The sequence below is a fragment of the Thioclava sp. F42-5 genome (assembly GCF_002213195.1).
GTDB classification, from domain to species: domain Bacteria; phylum Pseudomonadota; class Alphaproteobacteria; order Rhodobacterales; family Rhodobacteraceae; genus Thioclava; species Thioclava nitratireducens.
This window is the reverse complement of the sequence record NZ_NBNZ01000010.1, coordinates 75,764-93,815: the sequence shown is the minus strand read 5'-3', so window position 1 is coordinate 93,815 and position 18,052 is coordinate 75,764. Positions and strand designations below refer to the sequence as shown.

Below are 18,052 nucleotides of genomic sequence, written 5' to 3'. Positions count from 1 at the left end.
TATGCTCCGGTCCGCATCGATCATCGACCAAACCGCCCGCATATCTCTTCAGATATCTATCAATGTCAAAGAGCGCGAGGCCAAAAAGAACCGGAAGCGCTTACCTTAAGCGCAGCCCGCTCTCAAACCTCAGTAGTTTTCGTTGCCTTCCGTGTCAGCGTCGCTGGCCCTTCCGGCGCCCCGTTGCGTTCCGTTTGTTCCGCTTCGGTGAGGGGGGTTCTACGCATAGGCGCCGGGGTCCGCAACAGCTTTTTTCATCTGATCGTCACTTTTTTCTCGATACCCTTATTTTGTTGGTCAAAAAACCGGCAAAAAGCGAAGTCGAGGGGATGGCCCCCGAGAGAGGCAGGTAGAATCGCCTTCGCCTGCCCTTGGGGCACCCGATTCCGTTTCGCGTAAATCACCCGAATTCACGCCAATCGCCCGGGTGAATCGCATCTCTGCCTGATGAATCGCTCCCCTGCCCTAGCGTCCCCCCCCTGAATAGCGGTTCTGAATCGCAAACGCCGCCCCGGGGAGGGGCGGCGTTCGGTCGTCTCAATCAAGCTGCGGGGTCACGCGCGCAGGATCCGGCCCCGTGCCTTCCAGATCGCCGGGATCAGCATCACCGCGTAGATCGCGGCAAGGATCACCATCAGCAGCCAGATCCGCGTGAACACCATGCCGACCGCGATCACCGTCCCGATCAGGAGAACACCGACGGCGCGACGCGGAATGCGCATCGCTTTCGGCGAGAAGGTCTTGATCCGCGAAATCATCAACAGACCGACGAAGCCCAGCCAGAAGGCCACGACCACCGGCACCGCGCGCGCGTCGCCCAGTTCGGCAAAGCTGATGAACATCGGCAGGAGCGCGAGCCCTGCCCCGGCCGGGGCGGGAACCCCGGTGAAATGGCGCATCGAGTCGGGCTCGGCGCGCATCACGTTGAACCGCGCGAGACGCAGGCAGGCCGCGCCGGTGTAGACCAGCACGAAGACCCAGCCGAACGCATGAGTCTCTCCCAGCGCGAAGCGATACAGCAAAAGCCCGGGTGCCACCCCGAAACAGAGGAAGTCGGACAGGCTGTCGAGCTCTGCCCCGAAATCCGAGGACGCGTTGAGCCGCCGCGCGAGCAACCCGTCCATCCCGTCGATCAGCGCCGCGAGCAGGATCAGCACCACCGCGGATTCGAACCGGTCATCCATCGCGAAACGGATCGAGGTCAGCCCCAGCCCCATCCCGGCGATCGTGACGAGGTTCGGCACCAGCTGCAGAAACGGCAGCCGGTCCTTCTCGTGCGGATCGATTTCGTGGTCTTTCATCGCGCCCTCCCCGAGCCTCTCTTACCGAATGCCGCCGGAGCGCGCTTGTTCCGTGCTCTCGAGATCGGCGATCACGGTTTCGCCCGCGACCATGTTCTGGCCGATACAGACCAACGGGTTCACTCCCTCGGGCAGGTAGATGTCGAGGCGCGAGCCGAACCGGATCAGACCGAAGCGCTCGCCGGTCAGCAAGGACTGGCCCTCTTTCGACCAGCACATGATGCGGCGCGCGACGAGCCCTGCGATCTGCACCACCCCGTATTGGCGGCCATCGGGCAGGGTCACGGCAAGGCCGTTGCGCTCATTGTCCGAACTGGCCTTGTCGAGCGAAGCGTTGAGGAATTTGCCAGGCCGGTAGGCGACCTTCGAGATACGCCCTGCACAGGGAAGCCGGTTCACATGGCAATTGAAGACCGACATGAAAACCGAGATCCGCATCATCGGCTTGTCGCCGAGCCCCAGCTCCGCCGGAGGCACCGCCGGTTCCAGCAACGAGACGACCCCGTCGGCGGGCGATACCATCAACCCCTCGCGGGTAGGCGTCACCCGCGGCGGGTCGCGGAAGAAGTAATAGCACCAGACCGTCAGCCCGACCCCGATCCAGCCGAGCGGCTCCCAGATCAGGAACAGGATGAAGGCGATCCCCGCGAAGATGGCGACGAATTTGCGCCCTTCGGGATGCATCGGTTTCACGAAGGTGGAGAGCATGGAGACGGACATACGGGCCTCTTGAACTGTTTGCCCGTGCTTACCCCAGTTGCACGGCGATGGAAACGGGGGCGGGAGATGGTACCGCGCGACCCGATATCCGACTCTTTCCGTCGGATTGACTTTTCTGACAAAACTACTCACCTATAGGGGCAGATACCTACCTCCCCCGGAATCAGGGCGCGCAACCATGATCATTTGCCATTGCCAAACCATTACCGATCGCGACATCCATGCGGCGATCGACTGGATGCGAAAATCGGACCCGAGCACGATCATCACGCCGGGCAAGATTTATCACGCGCTCGGCAAACGCGCCGATTGCGGCGGATGCATGCCGCTCTTTCTTTCCACGATGCGCAAGAATACCAATTTGAAAGTGCCGGTCGAACTGACCGGGCTGAGACAGGCACCAATGGAAGGAAGACGACATGAAGGGCGACGCTAAGGTCATCGAATATCTAAACGCGGCTCTGCGCAGCGAATTGACGGCCGTTTCGCAATACTGGCTGCACTTCCGGATGCAGGAAGATTGGGGCCTTGCCGCGATGGCAAAGAAATCGCGTGAGGAGTCGATAGAAGAGATGCATCACGCCGACAAATTGATCGCACGCATCCTGTTCCTCGAAGGCCATCCGAACCTGCAGAAGCTCGACCCGCTGCGTATCGGCGAGGGCCCGCGCGAGACGCTCGAATGCGACCTCGCGGGAGAGCATGACGCGCTGACCCTCTACCGCGAGGCCCGCGACCATTGCGAAAGCGTGCGCGATTACGTCTCGAAGGATCTGTTCGAAGAGTTGATCGCCGACGAGGAAGGTCACGTCGATTTCCTCGAGACCCAGCTCGACCTCTACGACCGCGTAGGCGCACAGAATTACGCCCTGCTCAACGCCGCAAAGATGAACGAGGCGGAATAATCCCCGCCTTTCTCAGGGCAGACAGGCTCGAAGGCGCTCCGAACGGGGCGCCTTCATCGTTTGCACCGGTCGGAATTCGGGGGCCAGGGGGCGAAGCCCCAAACGAAAAGCGGCCCCCGTATGGGAGCCGCTTTCCAAATCGTATCTCGCGAAGTTTAGCGCTTCGAGAACTGGAAGCTACGACGGGCTTTCGCGCGGCCGTATTTCTTACGTTCCACAACGCGCGAGTCGCGGGTCAGGAAGCCAGCGGCTTTCAGAGCCGGACGCAGCGAGGGATCGTAGAGCTGCAGCGCTTTCGAGATGCCGTGCTTGACTGCACCGGCCTGGCCCGAGAGGCCGCCGCCTGCGACGGTCGCGTAGACGTCGAACTGGCCGTCCACGTTCGCCACGCCGAAGGGCTGGTTCACGATCAGCTGAAGCACGGGACGCGCGAAGTACTTGTCCATCGCCTTGCCGTTCACTTCGATCTTGCCGGTGCCCGGCTTGACCCAGACGCGGGCGACCGCGTCTTTACGCTTGCCGGTGGCATAGGAGCGGCCTTGCGCGTCGCGCACGGGCTCACGGGGCGTGGAGGTTTCGGTTTCGGTGGCGCCAGCGTTGTCCGAGCCGGTCACGACCGATTTCAGATCGTCGAGGGTCTTGATATCGTCGGCCATGATCAGCTCCGGGTGTTCTTCTTGTTCATCGACTTGACGTCGAGAACTTCAGGCTGTTGCGCTTCGTGCGGATGCTCGGCACCGGCGTAGACACGCAGGTTCGCCATTTGCGCACGACCCAGACGGTTGCGCGAGATCATGCGCTCGACCGCCTTGATGACCACGCGCTCGGGATGCGCGCCCTCGAGGATCTGGCGCGCGGTGCGCGACTTGATCCCGCCGGGGTGGTTGGTGTGCCAGAAGTAGGTCTTGTCGTCACGCTTCTTGCCGGTCATCTGCACCTTGTCGGCGTTGATGACGATGACGTTGTCGCCCATGTCCATGTGCGGCGTGAAGGTGGCCTTGTGCTTGCCACGCAGACGCATTGCGACGATCGAAGCGAGACGGCCCAGCACGACGCCTTCAGCGTCGATGATGACCCATTTCTTCTCGATCTCCGCGGGTTTTGCGGTATAGGTTTTCATCTGTGATCTGCCCTTGTGGGGTATTTCGAATTCTGATGCGGGCTTTTGCGCGATTCCGGAAGCGTTTTCAAGTGGCGCGCTTCTTAATTTTACCAGCAAAAACAATGCGATAAAAATTAGGTATCAAAATACCCCATCACTGCGTGCGGTTTTCCGACCCGGAGGGGGCTCTGCCCCCGGCGTATCCGCGCCTCCCCCGGGATATTTGGCCCAAGGCGAAGGCGCATCGAGAGCCCCGCCCTACCCCATCGCCCTCGGCGGGATCGAATAGGTCATGCTCGCACGCGCGACAGGCCGGTCGTCGCCCTCGGAGTAGATCAGCGCATCCCCAACGGCGAGGACGCGGCCCAGTTTCAGCACCCGGATCTTCGCGATCAGGTCGGCTCCAGCCGCTGGCTTGCGCATGAAATCCATGCTCGCATTGGTGGTCACCGCCAAGGCCACGCGCCCGATCCGGGCGAGGATCGCGATGTAGATCCCGACATCGGCCAACGCGAACATATTCGGCCCCGAGACAGTGCCGCCGGGTCGTAAATGACGCTCTTCCACTTTCAGCCGCACCACCAACTCGTCCTCGTCGAGCGCGTCGATCGCGAAGTCGCCTTTCACCTGCGGAAACGCCTCGTCGAGAAATTCCACGAGTTCGTCGCGATCCATTACCAGCGCCATGCGCCCTCCCCTTCCCTTGTCCCTCTCTCGCCCCTAGAGTTTCGACAAAGAGGAGGAGTTTCAATGACAGATCTGGTGATCCGCGAGGATAAAGGCGCGGTGGCGCATCTGACGATGAACAGCCCCGGCAGCCTCAACGCGCTGTCGGATGCGATGCTCGCGGCGCTCAAGGCCCGGTTTTCGGAGCTGACCGAGGATACGAGCATCAAGGTCGTCGTGCTGCGCGGCGCGGGCAAGGCGTTCTGCGCGGGCCATGACCTCAAGGAAATGCAGCGCGGGCGCGAGGTCGAGGACAAGGGCCGCGCCTATTTCGCAGATCTCTTCTTCCGCTGCGCCGAGATGATGCAGATGATCCCAGCCCTGCCGCAGCCGGTGATCGCCGAGGCGCATGGCATCGCCACGGCCGCCGGATGTCAGCTCGTCGCCTCCTGCGATCTGGCGGTCGCCGCCGAGGGCACGCGCTTCGGGGTGAACGGGGTGAATATCGGTCTGTTCTGCTCGACCCCGATGGTGGCGCTGTCGCGCAACGTGCCGCGCAAGGTCGCCTTCGAGATGCTGACCACGGGCGAGTTCATCGACGCCACCCGCGCCCGTGAGGTCGGGCTGGTGAATCGCGTCGCCCCGCATGACGAACTCGGCGCCGAGACCGAAAAGCTGGCACAGACGATCGCGGGCAAGCTCGGCGCCGCGGTGAAGATCGGCAAGCGCGCCTTCTACGAACAGGCCAACATGGACCTCGCGAAAGCCTATGATCACACTGCGGCGGTGATGGTCGAGAATATGCTCTGGCGCGACACCGAGGAAGGCGTGCAGGCCTTCATCGAGAAGCGCAAGCCGGACTGGGCGGAGTAACCGGGCTCAGCCAACCACCATATCGTCGCGATGGATCAGCGCCGCGCGGCCGGGATAACCCAGGATCTCCTCGATCTCGCCCGAGCGGTGCCCCGCGATCAGCCGCGCCTCGTCGCCGGTATAGCGCACGAGTCCCTTGCCGAGAACAGCGCGGTCCGGCCCCGCGATGGTAACGGGATCGCCGCGCCCGAAACGGCCGACGATCTTGGTGACGCCCGCCGGCAGCAGCGACTTGCCCGAGCGCAGCGCGTTCGCCGCGCCCTCGTCGACGAACAGCTCGCCACGCGGCTTCATCGCCGCGATCCAGCGTTTGCGCGCGGCCTGCGGGTCGCCCTCGGGCAGGAACCAGCTGCAGCGCCCGCCTTGCTCCAGTGCGCCGACCGGGTGATCGGCAAAGCCTTCCGCGATCGCCATCGCACAGCCGCCCGCCACCGCGACTTTCGCCGCCAGCAGCTTCGTTTTCATTCCGCCCTTCGAGAGGCCAGACACGGGATCGCCCGCCATCGCCTCGATCTCGGGGGTGATGTGTTCGATTACCGGCAGATGCTCGGCGCTCGGGTCGGTCTTCGGATTCGCCGTATAGAGCCCGTCGACATCGGACAGCAGCAGCAACTGGTCCGCCCCGATCGTCACTGCGATCTGGGCAGCCAGCCGGTCATTGTCGCCGAAACGAATCTCGTCGGTCGCGACCGTGTCGTTTTCGTTCACGATGGGCACGACGCCGAGGCCCAGCAGCGTCTCCAGCGTGGCACGCGAATTGAGATAGCGCCGCCGATCCGCGGTATCTTCCAGCGTGACGAGAACCTGCGCGGTGCTGACGTCATGCGGGCCCAGAACTTCCTCATAGGCCCGCGCGAGGCGGATCTGTCCCACCGCCGCCGCGGCCTGGCTCTGCTCCAGCGGCAGCGTACCGCCCGCAAGACCGAGCACCCGCCGCCCCAAGGCGATGGACCCGGAGGACACGATCACGACGCCGGTGCCGCGTGCGCGCAAAGCCGCCACGTCCGCAGCCAGCGAGCGCAGCCAATCCGCGCGCAAGCCGCCCTGATCGACGAGAAGCGCCGATCCGATCTTGATCACCAGGCGCTTCGCCTGCGCCAGAGCGGGCGCGCTCACGGATGCCATGCTCCGCCCTCATCCTCCGGCTTCGGCTTGTCCTTGGCGATTTCCGCCCAGAGCGCGCGCAGCACATCCGGCACGCCTTTTTTCGACACGCCCGACATCAGCATGACAGGCCCACCCGACGCCTCTTCCAGCTCCGCCTTACGCTCAGCCAACGTCTCTTCGTCAATCGCGTCGATCTTGTTGAGTACGGTGACGCGCGGCTTCTGAGCGAGGATTTCCGAATAGGCCTCCAACTCGCCGATGATCGTGCGCCAATCCTCGACCGGATGCTCCGCCGTGCCATCCACCAGATGCAGCAGCACCGAGCAGCGCTCGACATGACCGAGGAACTGATCGCCCAGACCCCGCCCTTCAGAGGCGCCCTCGATCAGCCCCGGAATGTCGGCCACGACGAATTCGCGCCCGTCGATGCCGACGACGCCGAGATTCGGAACCAGCGTCGTGAACGGATAATCCGCGATCTTGGGCCGCGCGTTCGAGGTCGCAGCCAGGAAAGTCGACTTGCCCGCATTGGGCAGGCCCAGAAGCCCCGCATCCGCGATAAGCTTGAGGCGCAGCCAAATCGTGCGCTCGACGCCTTCCTGACCGGGATTCGCCCGTTGCGGCGCGCGGTTGGTGGAGGATTTGAAATGCAGGTTGCCCCAGCCGCCATTGCCGCCCTTGGCGAGCAGCACGCGCTGCCCCACCTCGGTCATGTCGGCGATCAGCGTCTCCTGATCCTCGTCGAGAATCTCGGTGCCGACCGGCACTTTCAGCACGACGTCGTCGCCGTCCTTGCCCGTGCATTGGCTGCCCATGCCGTGCTGGCCGGATTTGGCGAAGAAATGCTGCTGGTAGCGGAAATCGATGAGCGTATTGAGCCCTTCGACCGCCTCGATCCAGACCGAGCCGCCCTTGCCGCCGTCGCCGCCATCGGGGCCGCCGAATTCGATATATTTCTCGCGCCGGAACGAGACGCAGCCCGCGCCGCCGCCGCCGGAGCGGATATAGACCTTGGCGAGATCGAGAAATTTCATGGCTTGGCCCCTTTCATCAAGGCGCCGCAATAGACGCCTGCGCGCGCAGGATCAAGCGCCGCGTGGGGCGCGGCTCCACATACCCCAGAGTTATTTCCATAGAGAATACGGTGAATAGGTCGAGGAAGGCGGAATTTGCCCCGGCTGCCTCTTCTTCCTGATCCAAATATCCCGCGAGGGTCCGGGAGGGCTGCGCCCTCCCGTCCGCGGCTCCGGCCGCGCGCTTACATCTTGCGCAGATAGGTCCAGGTCGGAACGTGGCGCCCGCGCGCGAGCGACCAGCTTTCCGCATCGCCCAGATATTCGAAACCGCTATTGGTCAGGACACGGGCAGAGCCCGGATTGTCTTGAAAGACCTCGGCGAAGAGGGTGCGGGACTTGTGGGGATTGGCCTCGATGATGGCGGCGACCGCCTCGGAGGCGAGACCCGTATTCCAGAAGCCCGGACCCACCCAATAGCCGATCTCGGACTGATCGTCGTCGAGACGTGTCAGCGAGACGACACCCAGAAGTTCGCCCATGCCATGGCGCGATCCATCGATCGCCCAGACGTCTTCGACGCGGTCGTCGGCCTGTGCGCGCGTGATGAAGTTCTCGGCTGTGCCGGGCGGTAGCGGATGCGGGATCGCACGGGTGCCTTCGGCGACGCGTTTGTCGCCGGAATACATCTCGATCAGACCGGCATCCGAACGGCGCAGCGGGCGCAGCACGAAACGCTCCGTTTCGATCACGGGTTGGGTGGAAATCGTCTCCTGGTACATGGGCGCTCCTCCTCGAAACGCGGACGAACCGGCGGCTCCTCCTGCCGCATGGTCCTAGTAAATAAATAGGACAGCAAGATGACGATACATCCCCTGACCCGGTAAATTTCCTCGCTGCAAATGCAAACACCTTTGCGCCGCACTGCAACGAGAAAGGGGACCGGCCTTTCAGCCGATCCCCCGATTTTGTGACACTTTCGTCGGTCGGGTTACTCGGCGGCCTCCGCAGCCGGGAGGACCGATACGAAGGTGCGGCCCTTGAGGCCTTTATGGAAGGTGACGCGGCCTTCAGCCGTTGCAAAGATGGTGTGATCCTTGCCGAGGCCGACGCCCTCACCCGGCCACCACTTGGTGCCGCGCTGACGCACGATGATGTTGCCCGGGATCGCTGCCTGACCGCCGAACAGTTTCACGCCAAGACGACGACCCGCAGAGTCGCGGCCGTTACGGGATGAACCGCCTGCTTTCTTGTGTGCCATGGGTGTCTCTCCTTATTTCGCGAGCTCTTTGGCCTGCTCGACCCAGTCGGGCTTGACCTTGGTAGCTTCAAAGGTTTCGGGATCGACCGAAGCGAGCTGGGCGTAGGTGGTGATACCAGCTTCGTTCAGCTTCTTCTCGGCCGCCGGGCCGAGACCGGTGATGACCTTCAGATCGTCCGCTTCCGCGACGGCGGCGTCAGCCTTCGGCGCGGCTTTCGGAGCAGCAGCGGCCTTGGCGGGCTTGGCCGGAGCGGCTTCGCCTTTGCCACCATGCGCTGCACGACGCGCGATCGCGGTGCCCACGGCTTCCTTCACGCCCGACTTGTCGCCGCCGGTGGCGAGGACGTCGGTGACGCGCAGCAGGGTCAGCTGCTGACGGTGACCACGGGTACGCTGCGACGAGTGCTTACGACGACGCTTGTGGTAGGTGATGACCTTGTCGGCCTTGATGTTGTCGATGACTTCCGCCTGCACGGCCGCACCTTCGACGAAGGGGGTGCCGAACTGGGGCTTGTCGCCGCCGACCATCAGAATCTCGTTGAACTGGACTTTGTCGCCAGCTTCGGCTGCGAGCAGTTCCACGCGGAGCAGATCGCCCGCCTGAACCTTGTATTGCTTGCCGCCGGTCTTGAGGACCGCAAACATGGGTCTTTCCTTTTCTTCATCCGCGCCCTGTGGCCCCTGATCGGAGTTCGTTGGACCTGTTGGCCCGCCGTCGGACTGCGCGCTCCTCACGGGAGCGAAGTTGCAAAAACGAGGCCCGGCGGAAAGAGGACTCTCCGCCGGGTCGGGCCGATATCGGGGATCAGCCCCCGTCTGTCAAGGAAAATCGAGGTTTTATACGCAATCGCTCCAGCGGGCGAGCGCCTCCGCCGCAGAGATCCGCCGTCCCTGCGCGCATGCCTGCCCCGGCGTGGCCGAGAGCCGCGGCGCGGGGGCTGGCTGGGCGAGGCCGTCGAGATCGACATAGGCGCCGCGTTCGGCGTTCTGCGGATGCGCAATGGCCTCGGCGATCGACAGTACCGGCGTTGCGCAGGCATCGCTGCCTGCGAAAACCTCAGTCCAGTCATCGCGGCTGCGAGTCGCGAAGCGGTCCGCGAAGGCATCCCGCAAGGCCGGCCAATTCGCACGGGCCTCGCGCGCAGGCAAGGCCTCGGGCGCGAATCCCAGACCCGCGATCAGCACCGTGTAGAATTGCGGCTCAAGCGCGCCGACCGCCATATGGCCGCCGCAGGCACATTCATAGACCGTGTAGAACGGCGCTGCCCCATCGAGCAGATTCGCCTGCCGCCGATCCGTCCACGCCCCCTGCCCGGCCATCCCGGTGATCATCGCCATCAGATGTGCCACCCCGTCAGTGATCGCACAATCGACGACCTGACCCTGCCCGGTCTCCCGTGCGCGCCACAGTGCCGCCAGCATCCCGAAGGCCAGATAAATTCCGCCGCCGCCGAAATCGCCCAGAAGGTTGAGCGGAATCGCGGGCGCCTCTCCGCCCATCGCATGCAGTGCGCCGGTCAGAGACAGGTAATTGATGTCATGCCCGGCGGTCTGCGACAGCGGCCCCTCCTGCCCCCAGCCGGTCATCCGGCCATAGACCAACGACGGATGATCGGGGAAATCGTCCGGCCCCAGCCCCAGCCGCTCCATCACGCCCGGGCGCATGCCTTCGATCACCCCATCGGCGCAAGCGATCAGCGTGCGCACCGCCTCACGCCCGGCGTCGGATTTCAGATCCACCTCCACCACGTCGCGGCCCCGATCGAGCACATCGACCTCCAGCCCCAGAACGTGATTCTCCGCCCCGCCCGAGCCGGGCCGCGCGATGCGGATCACCTCGGCCCCGAAATCGGCCAGACACATTGCCGCGAACGGCGTCGGCCCCAACCCGGAAATCTCGACAATGCGCAGCCCGCTGAGCGGCCCCGCGCCCTTGGCCCCGGTTCGCTTGATCATACGCCCCTCCTGATCGCCCCGTCAGAGGGGCTCTGCCCCGCTGGCTCCGCCAGCCCCCGGGATATTTTCACCAATCCGAAAGAGAATGCCCTTCCCTTTGGCTGGGATCAAATATCTCCGCCGGAGGCATCCGACTTCACGGCGAGCGCCAAGGTCAGGCCTCTTGCGCCTTCTCCTCGAGTTCGAGCCATTCGACCTCGGCCGCGTCGAGCGCGGTCTGGCGGTCGCTCAGCATCTCGGTGGCCTTCGCGAATTTCACCGGCTCGCGGGTAAAGAGATCGGGATCGGCGAGTAACTCGTTGATCTTGGAGATCTCATGTTCGAGCTTCTCGATCACGCCGGGCAGCTCTTCCAACCGGTGTTTCTCGGTAAAGCTGAGACCGGTTTTCTTCGGCGCAGCTTTCTGGGCTGCCGCGGGTTTCGACTCGGCTTTGGGTGCGTCCTTCTTCGGCGCAGGCTTGGCCTCGGGCGCGGCCTCGGCCTTCTGCGCCTGATAATCCGACCAGCCGCCCGCGTAGACAGTAGCGCGCCCGTCGCCTTCCATCGCGATGGTCGTGCTGGCGACTCGGTCGATGAAATCGCGGTCGTGGCTGACCAGCAGCACCGTGCCGTCATACTCGCCCAGCAAATCCTGCAGCAAGTCGAGCGTTTCCACGTCGAGATCGTTGGTCGGTTCGTCGAGAATCAACAGGTTCGACGGTTTCGCCATGATCCGCGCCAGCAGAAGCCGAGCGCGTTCGCCACCCGAGAGCGCCCGGATCGGGCCGCGCGCCTGTTGCTCGTCGAAGAGGAAGTCCTTCAGATAGCCCACGACATGTTTCGGGGTGCCGCGCACCATCACCTGATCGGAGCGCCCCTTCACCGCCATGTCCGGGTCGTTCACCAGCCCGTCCCACAGAGTCTGCTCGGGATTGAGCGTCGCGCGCGCCTGATCGAAGACGGCGATCTCGAGATTCGTGCCCAGCTTGACCGCGCCCTCATCGGGCTCGACCTCGCCGGTCAGCATCTTCAGAAGCGTCGTCTTGCCGACGCCATTGGGGCCGACGAAGGCCACGCGATCCCCGCGCAGCACGCGCAGATCGAAATCCTTCACGATCTGCTTGTCGCCGAAACGTTTGGACAGGCCCGTGGCCTCGATCACCCGCTTGCCCGATTGCTGGCCCGAGTCGAGTTCCATCGCCGCGACGCCCTGCCGCTTGATCTGGCTGGCGCGCTCGGCGCGCAGCGCCTGCAGCGCACGCACCCGACCCTGATTACGCTTGCGCCGCGCCGAAATACCTTCGACCGCCCAACGCGCCTCGGCCTTGATCTTGCGATTGAGCTTGTGGCGGGCCTCGTCTTCCTCGGCCCAGGCTTTCTCGCGCCAATCCTCGAACGTCTCGAAACCCTGCTCGTTGCGTCGCACCTCGCCCCGGTCGATCCAGAGCGTGGCACGCGTCAGCGCGCGCAAGAAAGCGCGGTCGTGCGAGATCAGCACGAACGCCTTGCGGGTCTCCTTCAGCTGGTTTTCCAGCCAGGCGATCGCCTCGATATCGAGATGGTTCGTCGGCTCGTCGAGCAGCATCAGCTCCGGCCCCTCCGCCAGAAGCTTCGCCAGCGCCGCCCGCCGCCGCTCGCCACCCGAGGCGGTCTCCACCGGAGTCTCGGGTTTGAACTTCAGCCCTTCGGCGACCATCTCGACGCGATAAGCCTCGGCCGGATCCAGCTCGGAGGCGGCGAAATCGCCCAAGGTCGCGAAGCCCGAGAGATCCGGCTCCTGCTCCATGTAACCCACCGAGATGCCCGGCGGCACGACCCGCGTGCCCGAATCCGGCTCCACCAGCCCGGCCATCACCTTCATCAGCGTGGATTTGCCCGAGCCGTTGCGGCCCACCAACGCGACGCGGTCGCCTTGCTGGACGGTGAGCGAGAGCCCTTCGAAAACGGGATTGCCGCCGAAGGTGAGCGAAATGTCGGAAAGCTGTAAAAGCGGTGCGCGTGCCATGCTCGCGAGCTAAGCGGGCCTTGGCGAAAGGTCAATGGGCCATGCGCGACGCCGCCCCTATGAGCGAAGGCGTCCTGTTCCCCTTGGGACAAATATCCCCGCCGGAGGCTCCTGCCTTCTCAGCCCTCCGAAACGTCCGTGTTACCCGGCCAGCGCCCGCAAGCTGCGCCGCCGCGCCTCGGGGATCGCGGCGATCTCCAGTGCGGTGAATACATGACAGGTGTCGAGGTCGCGATCGATCACGGCGTGATCCGATACCCATCCGCCCATCCCGAGATAGGATCGCAGCAGCGGCGGCAAGGCACTGACGTCACCAACCTCCCCCGCCAGGGCAGCAGGGTAGTCCACACGCTCGGACGCTTTGGGGCGCGGACGCAACGCCTCTGGGCCAAGCGCGCGAGCCGCGAGATGCGCGAGCCCTGAGCGATGCGTCCGCCAGTCGCTTCCAGTGAAGGAGGAGCAGCCAATCAGAAGCTCTGCCCCGGTCTCCTCGGCAATCCGTGTAATCGCAGCCCAGCCCAGACGCAGCACATCGGGATCGCGCAGGCCCGGACGCGTGCAGAACCGTCCCAGTTCGAGAATCGGCCCGGACCATGCGGCGAGCGGCGCGAGATCGTAGAACTGCGCGCAATAGCCCTCAGGCAGCACCGCCCCACACCCCAACAGCAAAAGCCGCGCGGCGGCGGCGGGGCCGTGATCGTCGCAAATCAGGATGTGGCGGCAAAGCGGGTCGAAGCGATCGGCATCCGAGGCGCCACTCCGGAACGCCGCCGCGCGCAGTGCAAGCGCGGCCTCTCGATCCGCAGGGGTCTCTGCCTCGCGGACCTGATAGGCGCCTTTTGCGAAACTCAGGGACATGCGACCTCGCAGATCATGACGGCACCCGCCTCGGGCCGCCCTGCTGCGATCAGTTGTTTCCGAGAACCTGACCCGCATTGACGCGACCGATCGACCCCATCAGCTGACGCAAGAAGCCGATGCCCTTGACCTTGCTCTCGGTCACGCGGCGCGACAGCGTCACGACCTGACCCTTCTCGAGGCCGAAGCGTTCGACATTCGAGACGACGCCATTGTCATTGAAGGACACGGCGACGACTTCGCGGCTGATTTCCTGCGGAGCGTGCCAGGTCACGGTTTTCCAGCGCGAACCGACGTAGTACCAGCCCGAGCCTTCCAGCAGCCCGGTGGAGCTCGGCCGCCCGATCGCGGCGGCGACATCGTCGCGTGTGCTCTTGCCGACCTCGATCTGGGCGAGGTCTTCGTCAATCGGCACATACCCGTGGTTGCGGTAGATCGGAGAGCAGGCCCCCGCGAGAAGCACCACGCCGAACGCGATTAACAGCATGGCCTTGCGCATCATTGAACCGATCCCCACCTGCAACCCCCTATTGCCTCTGACACTTCGGGCTTTTAGTGACGCTTACATCATGACTGCGCCGCCCTCAAGCGCTAGAGCGCGCCGACAGGGCACTCGGGCGCATGCAAAGGGTCGCCAGACAGCACCGCGCGACCCAAAACAAGGAGCCGGACATGACACAGACCCCCGTCGATCCCGACCTGCCCGCCGCCCCCGAAACGATCTGGAGCGAGCCGATGCGGCTGGCCGATCTGCCCAGCCGAAAGCCGACGCGCTTCGACATCGAGGCCAAGGGAGAGCGGCTGCAAGCGATTGCAGACTGGGCGGATATTCGCGGCGTCGAGGCGCTGCGGCTTAAAGGCGAGCTCGCGCCGAAGGGCCGCTCGGACTGGGAGCTGCGCGCGACCCTCGAGGCCCGCGTGGTTCAGGATTGTGTGATCACCCTCGCCCCGGTCACGACCGATATCCGCGAAGAAGTGGTACGGCGTTATCTCGCCGATATGGAGATGCCGACCTCCGAAGAAGTCGAGATGCCCGAGGATGACACCGCCGAGCCGCTGCCCGCGACGGTGAATCTCGGCGTCGTCGCGCTCGAGGCGATGGAGCTGGCCCTGCCGCTCTATCCGCGCGCGGAAGGCGCGGAGCTGGAAGGCGCGCAGGTTACCGAGCCCGGCGCGGAGCCGCTCAGCGATGAGCAGATGAAGCCTTTTGCCAATCTGCGCGACTTGCTTGCCAAGGGCGAAAGCGGTAAGGGCGACGCCTAGTGGAAGACGCGGTTTCGCACCGCCCGAAACCGCTTGAAAAAAGGCCGGAAAAAAGGCTTGCACGGAAAAAGAATCCGAGTATGTTCCCGGCCTCATTCGACGTTTGGCTTCGCACCCCGAGAGACGCTTTCGGCCAAGTGACGAAACCACAAGGAAAATCAGGGCTGTAACGCCGCAAACACGGGCTACTGGCCCCCGAAACCCCGAGGTTGAGACATGGCTGTCCCTCAGAATAAAGTCACGCGTTCGCGCCGTAACATGCGCCGCGCCCACGACTCGCTTACCGCTGCAAACCCGGCGGAATGCCCCAGCTGCGGCGAACTCAAGCGCCCGCACCACGTCTGCCCGTCCTGCGGTCACTACGCCGACCGTGAGGTCGTCGCTCTGACCGAAGAGGTCGACCTGGACGACGACGCGGCGTAAGCCCGTCGACCCGCGCCGCACGTCATGCAAGACTCGCAAGACCAGCCGCAGACGGGATCGCAGATGAAGGCCGCAGAGATGCAGGCCGCCCAGAAGGGCAAAGCGCCGGCGAATGCCGGCGCTGTCGTTCTGTCCATCGACGCTATGGGCGGCGATCTTGGCCCCGAGGCCACGATCGCCGGTGTCGCGAAGGCGCACCACGCCCAACCCGATCTGCATTTCATCATCCACGGCCCGCGCGCGCAGCTCGAACCGCTGATCGCCAAGCATGATCTTGGCGAATGCATCGACCTGCGCCACGCCGAACGGACCGTCACGATGGAAGACAAGCCCGCGCAGGTTCTGCGCAGCGGGCAGGATACCTCCATGTGGTCGGCCATCGAATCGGTGCGCGACAAGGAGGCCGATGTCGCGGTCTCCTGCGGGAATACCGGGGCGCTGATGCTGATCTCGATGATGCGGCTGCGCAAGGTGCCGGGCGTGAACCGTCCGGCCATCGCCTCCTTCTGGCCGTCGCGTGGGCCTGCTGGCTGGAATGTCATGCTCGATATGGGCGCCGACGTGAAAGCCGATGCGGAGGATCTGCTGACCTACGCCCTGATGGGCACGTCCTATGCGCGCAACGCGCTGGGGCTGGAGCGTCCGCGCGTGGGTCTGTTGAATATCGGCACCGAAGAGCACAAGGGCCGCCCCGAGCTGAGAGAAGCCCATGAGCTGATCGGCAACGCCCAGGAGGCGGGACAGTTCGACTTCGCGGGTTTCGTCGAGGGCAACGAGCTTGCCGGCGCCCGTGCTGACGTCATCGTGACCGACGGCTTCACCGGCAATGTCGCGCTGAAAACCGGCGAGGGCACGGCAAAATTCGTGGCCGAACTGCTGCGCGAGGCGCTGACCTCTTCCGTCATGTCGAAGCTGGGCGCACTCCTGGCGATGGGCGCGCTCAAGCGCCTGCGGCACAAGACCGATCCGCGCCGCGCCAATGGCGGCGTCTTCCTCGGCCTCAACGGCACGGTCGTGAAATCGCACGGCTCGGCGGATGCCACCAGCTTCGCCGCCGCGATCGAACTGGCCGCCCGACTGGCACGCTCGGGCTTCGGCGCGAAGCTTGCCGCACGGGTTGCCACTGCCCTTCCCTCGGGGCAGGATGAGGCCAAATCCGGCGCGCCATCTGCCGCCGAGAAAAGCGAGAGCAGCCAATGACGATCAGATCCGTGGTGCGCGGCGTGGGCCATTACCTGCCCGAGCGCGTTGTCGAGAACGCCGAGTTCGAGAAAACGCTCGATACCACGGATGAATGGATTCGCGGCCGCACCGGGATCGAACGCCGCCACATCGCCGCCGAGGGGGAATACACTTCGGATCTCGCGATCAAGGCCGCGAAAGCCGCGCTCGAAGACGCGAATATGAGCGTCGACCAGATCGACGCGATCGTCGTCGCGACCTCGACGCCCGACAGCACTTTCCCTTCCGTCGCCACGATGGTTCAGGCGGGGCTGGGCTCGACCACGGGCTTTGCCTATGACGTGCAGGCGGTCTGCGCGGGCTTCATCTTCGCGCTTACCAATGCGAATGGGCTCATCCTCTCGGGTCAGGCCGAGCGCGTGCTGGTGATCGGCGCCGAGACCTTCTCGCGGATCATGGACTGGACCGACCGGGGCACCTGCGTGCTGTTCGGGGATGGCGCGGGCGCGCTGATCCTCGAAGCCGCCGAGGGCACCGGCACGTCGACCGATCGCGGGATCCTGTCGTCGGACCTGCATTCCGACGGGCGCTACAAGGACCTGCTCTATGTCGACGGCGGGGTGTCGACCACCGGCACGGCGGGTCATCTGCGCATGCAGGGCAACGCGGTCTTCAAACACGCGGTCACCAAGCTGGCCGAGACTGCGCACAAAGCCCTCGATAAGGCCGGGCTCACCGGCGAGAACGTCGACTGGATCGTGCCGCATCAGGCGAACCTGCGCATCATCGCAGCCACGGCCGAGCGGATGCAGCTGCCGATGGACCGCGTGATCGTCACGGTTCAGGACCACGGCAACACCTCCGCGGCCTCGATCCCGCTGGCCCTCTCGGTCGGCAAGCAACGCGGCCAGATCAAGGAAGGCCAGGTTCTGGTCACCGAGGCGATCGGCGGCGGTCTGGCATGGGGCTCGGTGGTTCTGCGCTGGTAAGCGCGGCCTCTCTGCATTCGTTTTAAGCGTCGCCCGCGCAAACGCGCGTGAGCCCGCGCATCAAGCCCGTCCGCCAAGTGCTTGATATTGACTCGGGAATTACGGTCGGTCACTGTTAGCGAAATTCTTTATCCGGGGGGATAGGATGTCGAAGACCCTGACGCGCATGGATCTCAGCGAAGCGGTGTTCCGCGAGGTTGGATTGTCGCGCAATGAATCGGCGCAGCTCGTCGAAAGCGTGCTGCAGCATATGTCCGACGCCCTCGTGGAGGGAGAGACGGTCAAGATAAGCTCTTTCGGTACCTTCTCGGTGCGCGAGAAAGCCAAGCGCATGGGCCGCAATCCCAAGACCGGCGAAGAGGTTCCGATCTCGCCGCGTCGCGTGCTGTCCTTCCGTCCCTCGCATCTGATGAAGGACCGCGTGGCGGCGGGCAATTCGAAGTAACCCG

The 18,052-nt window shown here is 64.4% G+C and carries 22 protein-coding genes; 8 read left to right on the top strand and 14 right to left on the bottom strand.

All coding sequences use genetic code 11. The features are described 5' to 3' along the window. Positions 1 to 554: 554 nt before the first annotated feature. Positions 555 to 1,301 carry a CDP-diacylglycerol--serine O-phosphatidyltransferase gene (gene pssA, locus B6V74_RS18275; protein ID WP_075775469.1) on the bottom strand — a complete coding sequence of 249 codons (747 nt, stop codon included), beginning with the start codon at positions 1,299 to 1,301 and terminating at the stop codon, positions 555 to 557. A gap of 21 nt (positions 1,302 to 1,322) precedes the next feature. Beyond that, a complete protein-coding gene (locus B6V74_RS18270; protein WP_088723616.1) occupies positions 1,323 to 2,021 on the bottom strand; it encodes a phosphatidylserine decarboxylase in 699 nt (232 codons plus the stop codon). 178 nt (positions 2,022 to 2,199) lie between these two features. Here B6V74_RS18270 and B6V74_RS18265 point away from each other — a divergent pair, with 178 nt between their 5' ends. Next, complete coding sequence (locus B6V74_RS18265) at positions 2,200 to 2,457, top strand: (2Fe-2S)-binding protein (protein WP_075775471.1); 258 nt, start codon at positions 2,200 to 2,202, stop codon at positions 2,455 to 2,457. Further along, positions 2,441 to 2,926 (top strand): bacterioferritin, encoded by a 486-nt coding sequence (bfr, locus tag B6V74_RS18260; protein ID WP_075775472.1) that lies wholly within the window; start codon positions 2,441 to 2,443, stop codon positions 2,924 to 2,926. The genes B6V74_RS18265 and bfr overlap by 17 nt, the downstream gene beginning before the upstream one ends. A gap of 155 nt (positions 2,927 to 3,081) precedes the next feature. Here bfr and rpsI read toward each other — a convergent pair whose 3' ends face one another. From rpsI to B6V74_RS18245, 3 genes are all read right to left on the bottom strand, one after another. After that, positions 3,082 to 3,582 carry a 30S ribosomal protein S9 gene (gene rpsI, locus B6V74_RS18255; RefSeq protein WP_075775473.1) on the bottom strand — a complete coding sequence of 167 codons (501 nt, stop codon included), beginning with the start codon at positions 3,580 to 3,582 and terminating at the stop codon, positions 3,082 to 3,084. A 2-nt stretch (positions 3,583 to 3,584) separates the two neighbouring features. After that, positions 3,585 to 4,046, bottom strand: a complete 462-nt coding sequence (gene rplM, locus B6V74_RS18250) for a 50S ribosomal protein L13 (RefSeq protein ID WP_075775474.1) — start codon at positions 4,044 to 4,046, stop codon at positions 3,585 to 3,587. A gap of 240 nt (positions 4,047 to 4,286) precedes the next feature. After that, positions 4,287 to 4,715: a PaaI family thioesterase gene (locus B6V74_RS18245; protein ID WP_088720288.1), complete on the bottom strand. Its 429-nt coding sequence runs from the start codon at positions 4,713 to 4,715 to the stop codon at positions 4,287 to 4,289. A 63-nt stretch (positions 4,716 to 4,778) separates the two neighbouring features. Here B6V74_RS18245 and B6V74_RS18240 point away from each other — a divergent pair, with 63 nt between their 5' ends. Further along, positions 4,779 to 5,567, top strand: a complete 789-nt coding sequence (locus tag B6V74_RS18240) for an enoyl-CoA hydratase (RefSeq protein WP_088723615.1) — start codon at positions 4,779 to 4,781, stop codon at positions 5,565 to 5,567. Positions 5,568 to 5,573: 6 nt separating this feature from the next. On the opposite strand, the gene proB is transcribed toward B6V74_RS18240, so the two are convergent. The 9 genes from proB to bamE form a co-directional block, all read right to left on the bottom strand. After that, entirely contained in the window at positions 5,574 to 6,692 is a 1,119-nt protein-coding gene (gene proB, locus B6V74_RS18235; RefSeq protein ID WP_075775477.1) for a glutamate 5-kinase, read from the bottom strand. Continuing rightward, positions 6,680 to 7,708 (bottom strand): GTPase ObgE, encoded by a 1,029-nt coding sequence (gene obgE / locus B6V74_RS18230; RefSeq protein WP_075775478.1) that lies wholly within the window; start codon positions 7,706 to 7,708, stop codon positions 6,680 to 6,682. Before obgE ends, proB begins: the two co-directional genes overlap by 13 nt. Before the next feature lie 224 nt (positions 7,709 to 7,932). Next, the gene (locus B6V74_RS18225; RefSeq protein ID WP_075775479.1) at positions 7,933 to 8,469 is read right to left on the bottom strand and encodes a GNAT family N-acetyltransferase; all 537 of its coding nucleotides are present in this window, start codon (positions 8,467 to 8,469) and stop codon (positions 7,933 to 7,935) included. 209 nt (positions 8,470 to 8,678) lie between these two features. Further along, on the bottom strand, positions 8,679 to 8,948 hold the full coding sequence (gene rpmA / locus B6V74_RS18220; protein WP_075775480.1) for a 50S ribosomal protein L27: 270 nt from the start codon (positions 8,946 to 8,948) through the stop codon (positions 8,679 to 8,681). A gap of 12 nt (positions 8,949 to 8,960) precedes the next feature. Then, positions 8,961 to 9,593 carry a 50S ribosomal protein L21 gene (locus B6V74_RS18215; RefSeq protein WP_075775481.1) on the bottom strand — a complete coding sequence of 211 codons (633 nt, stop codon included), beginning with the start codon at positions 9,591 to 9,593 and terminating at the stop codon, positions 8,961 to 8,963. 192 nt (positions 9,594 to 9,785) lie between these two features. Further along, the gene (locus tag B6V74_RS18210) at positions 9,786 to 10,904 is read right to left on the bottom strand and encodes a CaiB/BaiF CoA-transferase family protein (RefSeq protein ID WP_088723614.1); all 1,119 of its coding nucleotides are present in this window, start codon (positions 10,902 to 10,904) and stop codon (positions 9,786 to 9,788) included. A gap of 154 nt (positions 10,905 to 11,058) precedes the next feature. After that, the gene (locus B6V74_RS18205) at positions 11,059 to 12,888 is read right to left on the bottom strand and encodes an ATP-binding cassette domain-containing protein (protein WP_088723613.1); all 1,830 of its coding nucleotides are present in this window, start codon (positions 12,886 to 12,888) and stop codon (positions 11,059 to 11,061) included. A gap of 141 nt (positions 12,889 to 13,029) precedes the next feature. Further along, on the bottom strand, positions 13,030 to 13,746 hold the full coding sequence (locus B6V74_RS18200; protein ID WP_088723612.1) for a GNAT family N-acyltransferase: 717 nt from the start codon (positions 13,744 to 13,746) through the stop codon (positions 13,030 to 13,032). 49 nt (positions 13,747 to 13,795) lie between these two features. Then, positions 13,796 to 14,248: an outer membrane protein assembly factor BamE gene (gene bamE / locus B6V74_RS18195; RefSeq protein ID WP_088723611.1), complete on the bottom strand. Its 453-nt coding sequence runs from the start codon at positions 14,246 to 14,248 to the stop codon at positions 13,796 to 13,798. Between the two features lie 170 nt (positions 14,249 to 14,418). On the opposite strand from bamE, the gene B6V74_RS18190 reads away from it, so the two are divergent. The 5 genes from B6V74_RS18190 (at position 14,419) to ihfA (ending at position 18,048) form a co-directional block, all read left to right on the top strand. Further along, positions 14,419 to 15,009, top strand: a complete 591-nt coding sequence (locus tag B6V74_RS18190) for a DUF177 domain-containing protein (RefSeq protein ID WP_075775486.1) — start codon at positions 14,419 to 14,421, stop codon at positions 15,007 to 15,009. Between the two features lie 216 nt (positions 15,010 to 15,225). Continuing rightward, positions 15,226 to 15,432, top strand: a complete 207-nt coding sequence (gene rpmF / locus B6V74_RS18185; RefSeq protein ID WP_075775487.1) for a 50S ribosomal protein L32 — start codon at positions 15,226 to 15,228, stop codon at positions 15,430 to 15,432. Between the two features lie 78 nt (positions 15,433 to 15,510). Beyond that, complete coding sequence (plsX, locus tag B6V74_RS18180) at positions 15,511 to 16,632, top strand: phosphate acyltransferase PlsX (RefSeq protein ID WP_088723618.1); 1,122 nt, start codon at positions 15,511 to 15,513, stop codon at positions 16,630 to 16,632. Next, positions 16,629 to 17,603 (top strand): beta-ketoacyl-ACP synthase III, encoded by a 975-nt coding sequence (locus B6V74_RS18175; protein ID WP_075775488.1) that lies wholly within the window; start codon positions 16,629 to 16,631, stop codon positions 17,601 to 17,603. Before plsX ends, B6V74_RS18175 begins: the two co-directional genes overlap by 4 nt. A gap of 145 nt (positions 17,604 to 17,748) precedes the next feature. Continuing rightward, positions 17,749 to 18,048: an integration host factor subunit alpha gene (gene ihfA / locus B6V74_RS18170; protein WP_075775489.1), complete on the top strand. Its 300-nt coding sequence runs from the start codon at positions 17,749 to 17,751 to the stop codon at positions 18,046 to 18,048. Positions 18,049 to 18,052 lie beyond the last annotated feature (4 nt).

Bases quoted from the DNA above. Each gene is read 5' to 3' on its own strand.
- pssA (WP_075775469.1), bottom strand. From the start codon at position 1,301: ATGAAAGACCACGAAATCGATCCGCACGAGAAGGACCGGCTGCCGTTT.
- B6V74_RS18270 (WP_088723616.1), bottom strand. From the start codon at position 2,021: ATGTCCGTCTCCATGCTCTCCACCTTCGTGAAACCGATGCATCCCGAA.
- B6V74_RS18265 (WP_075775471.1), top strand. From the start codon at position 2,200: ATGATCATTTGCCATTGCCAAACCATTACCGATCGCGACATCCATGCG.
- bfr (WP_075775472.1), top strand. From the start codon at position 2,441: ATGAAGGGCGACGCTAAGGTCATCGAATATCTAAACGCGGCTCTGCGC.
- rpsI (WP_075775473.1), bottom strand. From the start codon at position 3,582: ATGGCCGACGATATCAAGACCCTCGACGATCTGAAATCGGTCGTGACC.
- rplM (WP_075775474.1), bottom strand. From the start codon at position 4,046: ATGAAAACCTATACCGCAAAACCCGCGGAGATCGAGAAGAAATGGGTC.
- B6V74_RS18245 (WP_088720288.1), bottom strand. From the start codon at position 4,715: ATGGCGCTGGTAATGGATCGCGACGAACTCGTGGAATTTCTCGACGAG.
- B6V74_RS18240 (WP_088723615.1), top strand. From the start codon at position 4,779: ATGACAGATCTGGTGATCCGCGAGGATAAAGGCGCGGTGGCGCATCTG.
- proB (WP_075775477.1), bottom strand. From the start codon at position 6,692: ATGGCATCCGTGAGCGCGCCCGCTCTGGCGCAGGCGAAGCGCCTGGTG.
- obgE (WP_075775478.1), bottom strand. From the start codon at position 7,708: ATGAAATTTCTCGATCTCGCCAAGGTCTATATCCGCTCCGGCGGCGGC.
- B6V74_RS18225 (WP_075775479.1), bottom strand. From the start codon at position 8,469: ATGTACCAGGAGACGATTTCCACCCAACCCGTGATCGAAACGGAGCGT.
- rpmA (WP_075775480.1), bottom strand. From the start codon at position 8,948: ATGGCACACAAGAAAGCAGGCGGTTCATCCCGTAACGGCCGCGACTCT.
- B6V74_RS18215 (WP_075775481.1), bottom strand. From the start codon at position 9,593: ATGTTTGCGGTCCTCAAGACCGGCGGCAAGCAATACAAGGTTCAGGCG.
- B6V74_RS18210 (WP_088723614.1), bottom strand. From the start codon at position 10,904: ATGATCAAGCGAACCGGGGCCAAGGGCGCGGGGCCGCTCAGCGGGCTG.
- B6V74_RS18205 (WP_088723613.1), bottom strand. From the start codon at position 12,888: ATGGCACGCGCACCGCTTTTACAGCTTTCCGACATTTCGCTCACCTTC.
- B6V74_RS18200 (WP_088723612.1), bottom strand. From the start codon at position 13,746: ATGTCCCTGAGTTTCGCAAAAGGCGCCTATCAGGTCCGCGAGGCAGAG.
- bamE (WP_088723611.1), bottom strand. From the start codon at position 14,248: ATGATGCGCAAGGCCATGCTGTTAATCGCGTTCGGCGTGGTGCTTCTC.
- B6V74_RS18190 (WP_075775486.1), top strand. From the start codon at position 14,419: ATGACACAGACCCCCGTCGATCCCGACCTGCCCGCCGCCCCCGAAACG.
- rpmF (WP_075775487.1), top strand. From the start codon at position 15,226: ATGGCTGTCCCTCAGAATAAAGTCACGCGTTCGCGCCGTAACATGCGC.
- plsX (WP_088723618.1), top strand. From the start codon at position 15,511: ATGCAGGCCGCCCAGAAGGGCAAAGCGCCGGCGAATGCCGGCGCTGTC.
- B6V74_RS18175 (WP_075775488.1), top strand. From the start codon at position 16,629: ATGACGATCAGATCCGTGGTGCGCGGCGTGGGCCATTACCTGCCCGAG.
- ihfA (WP_075775489.1), top strand. From the start codon at position 17,749: ATGTCGAAGACCCTGACGCGCATGGATCTCAGCGAAGCGGTGTTCCGC.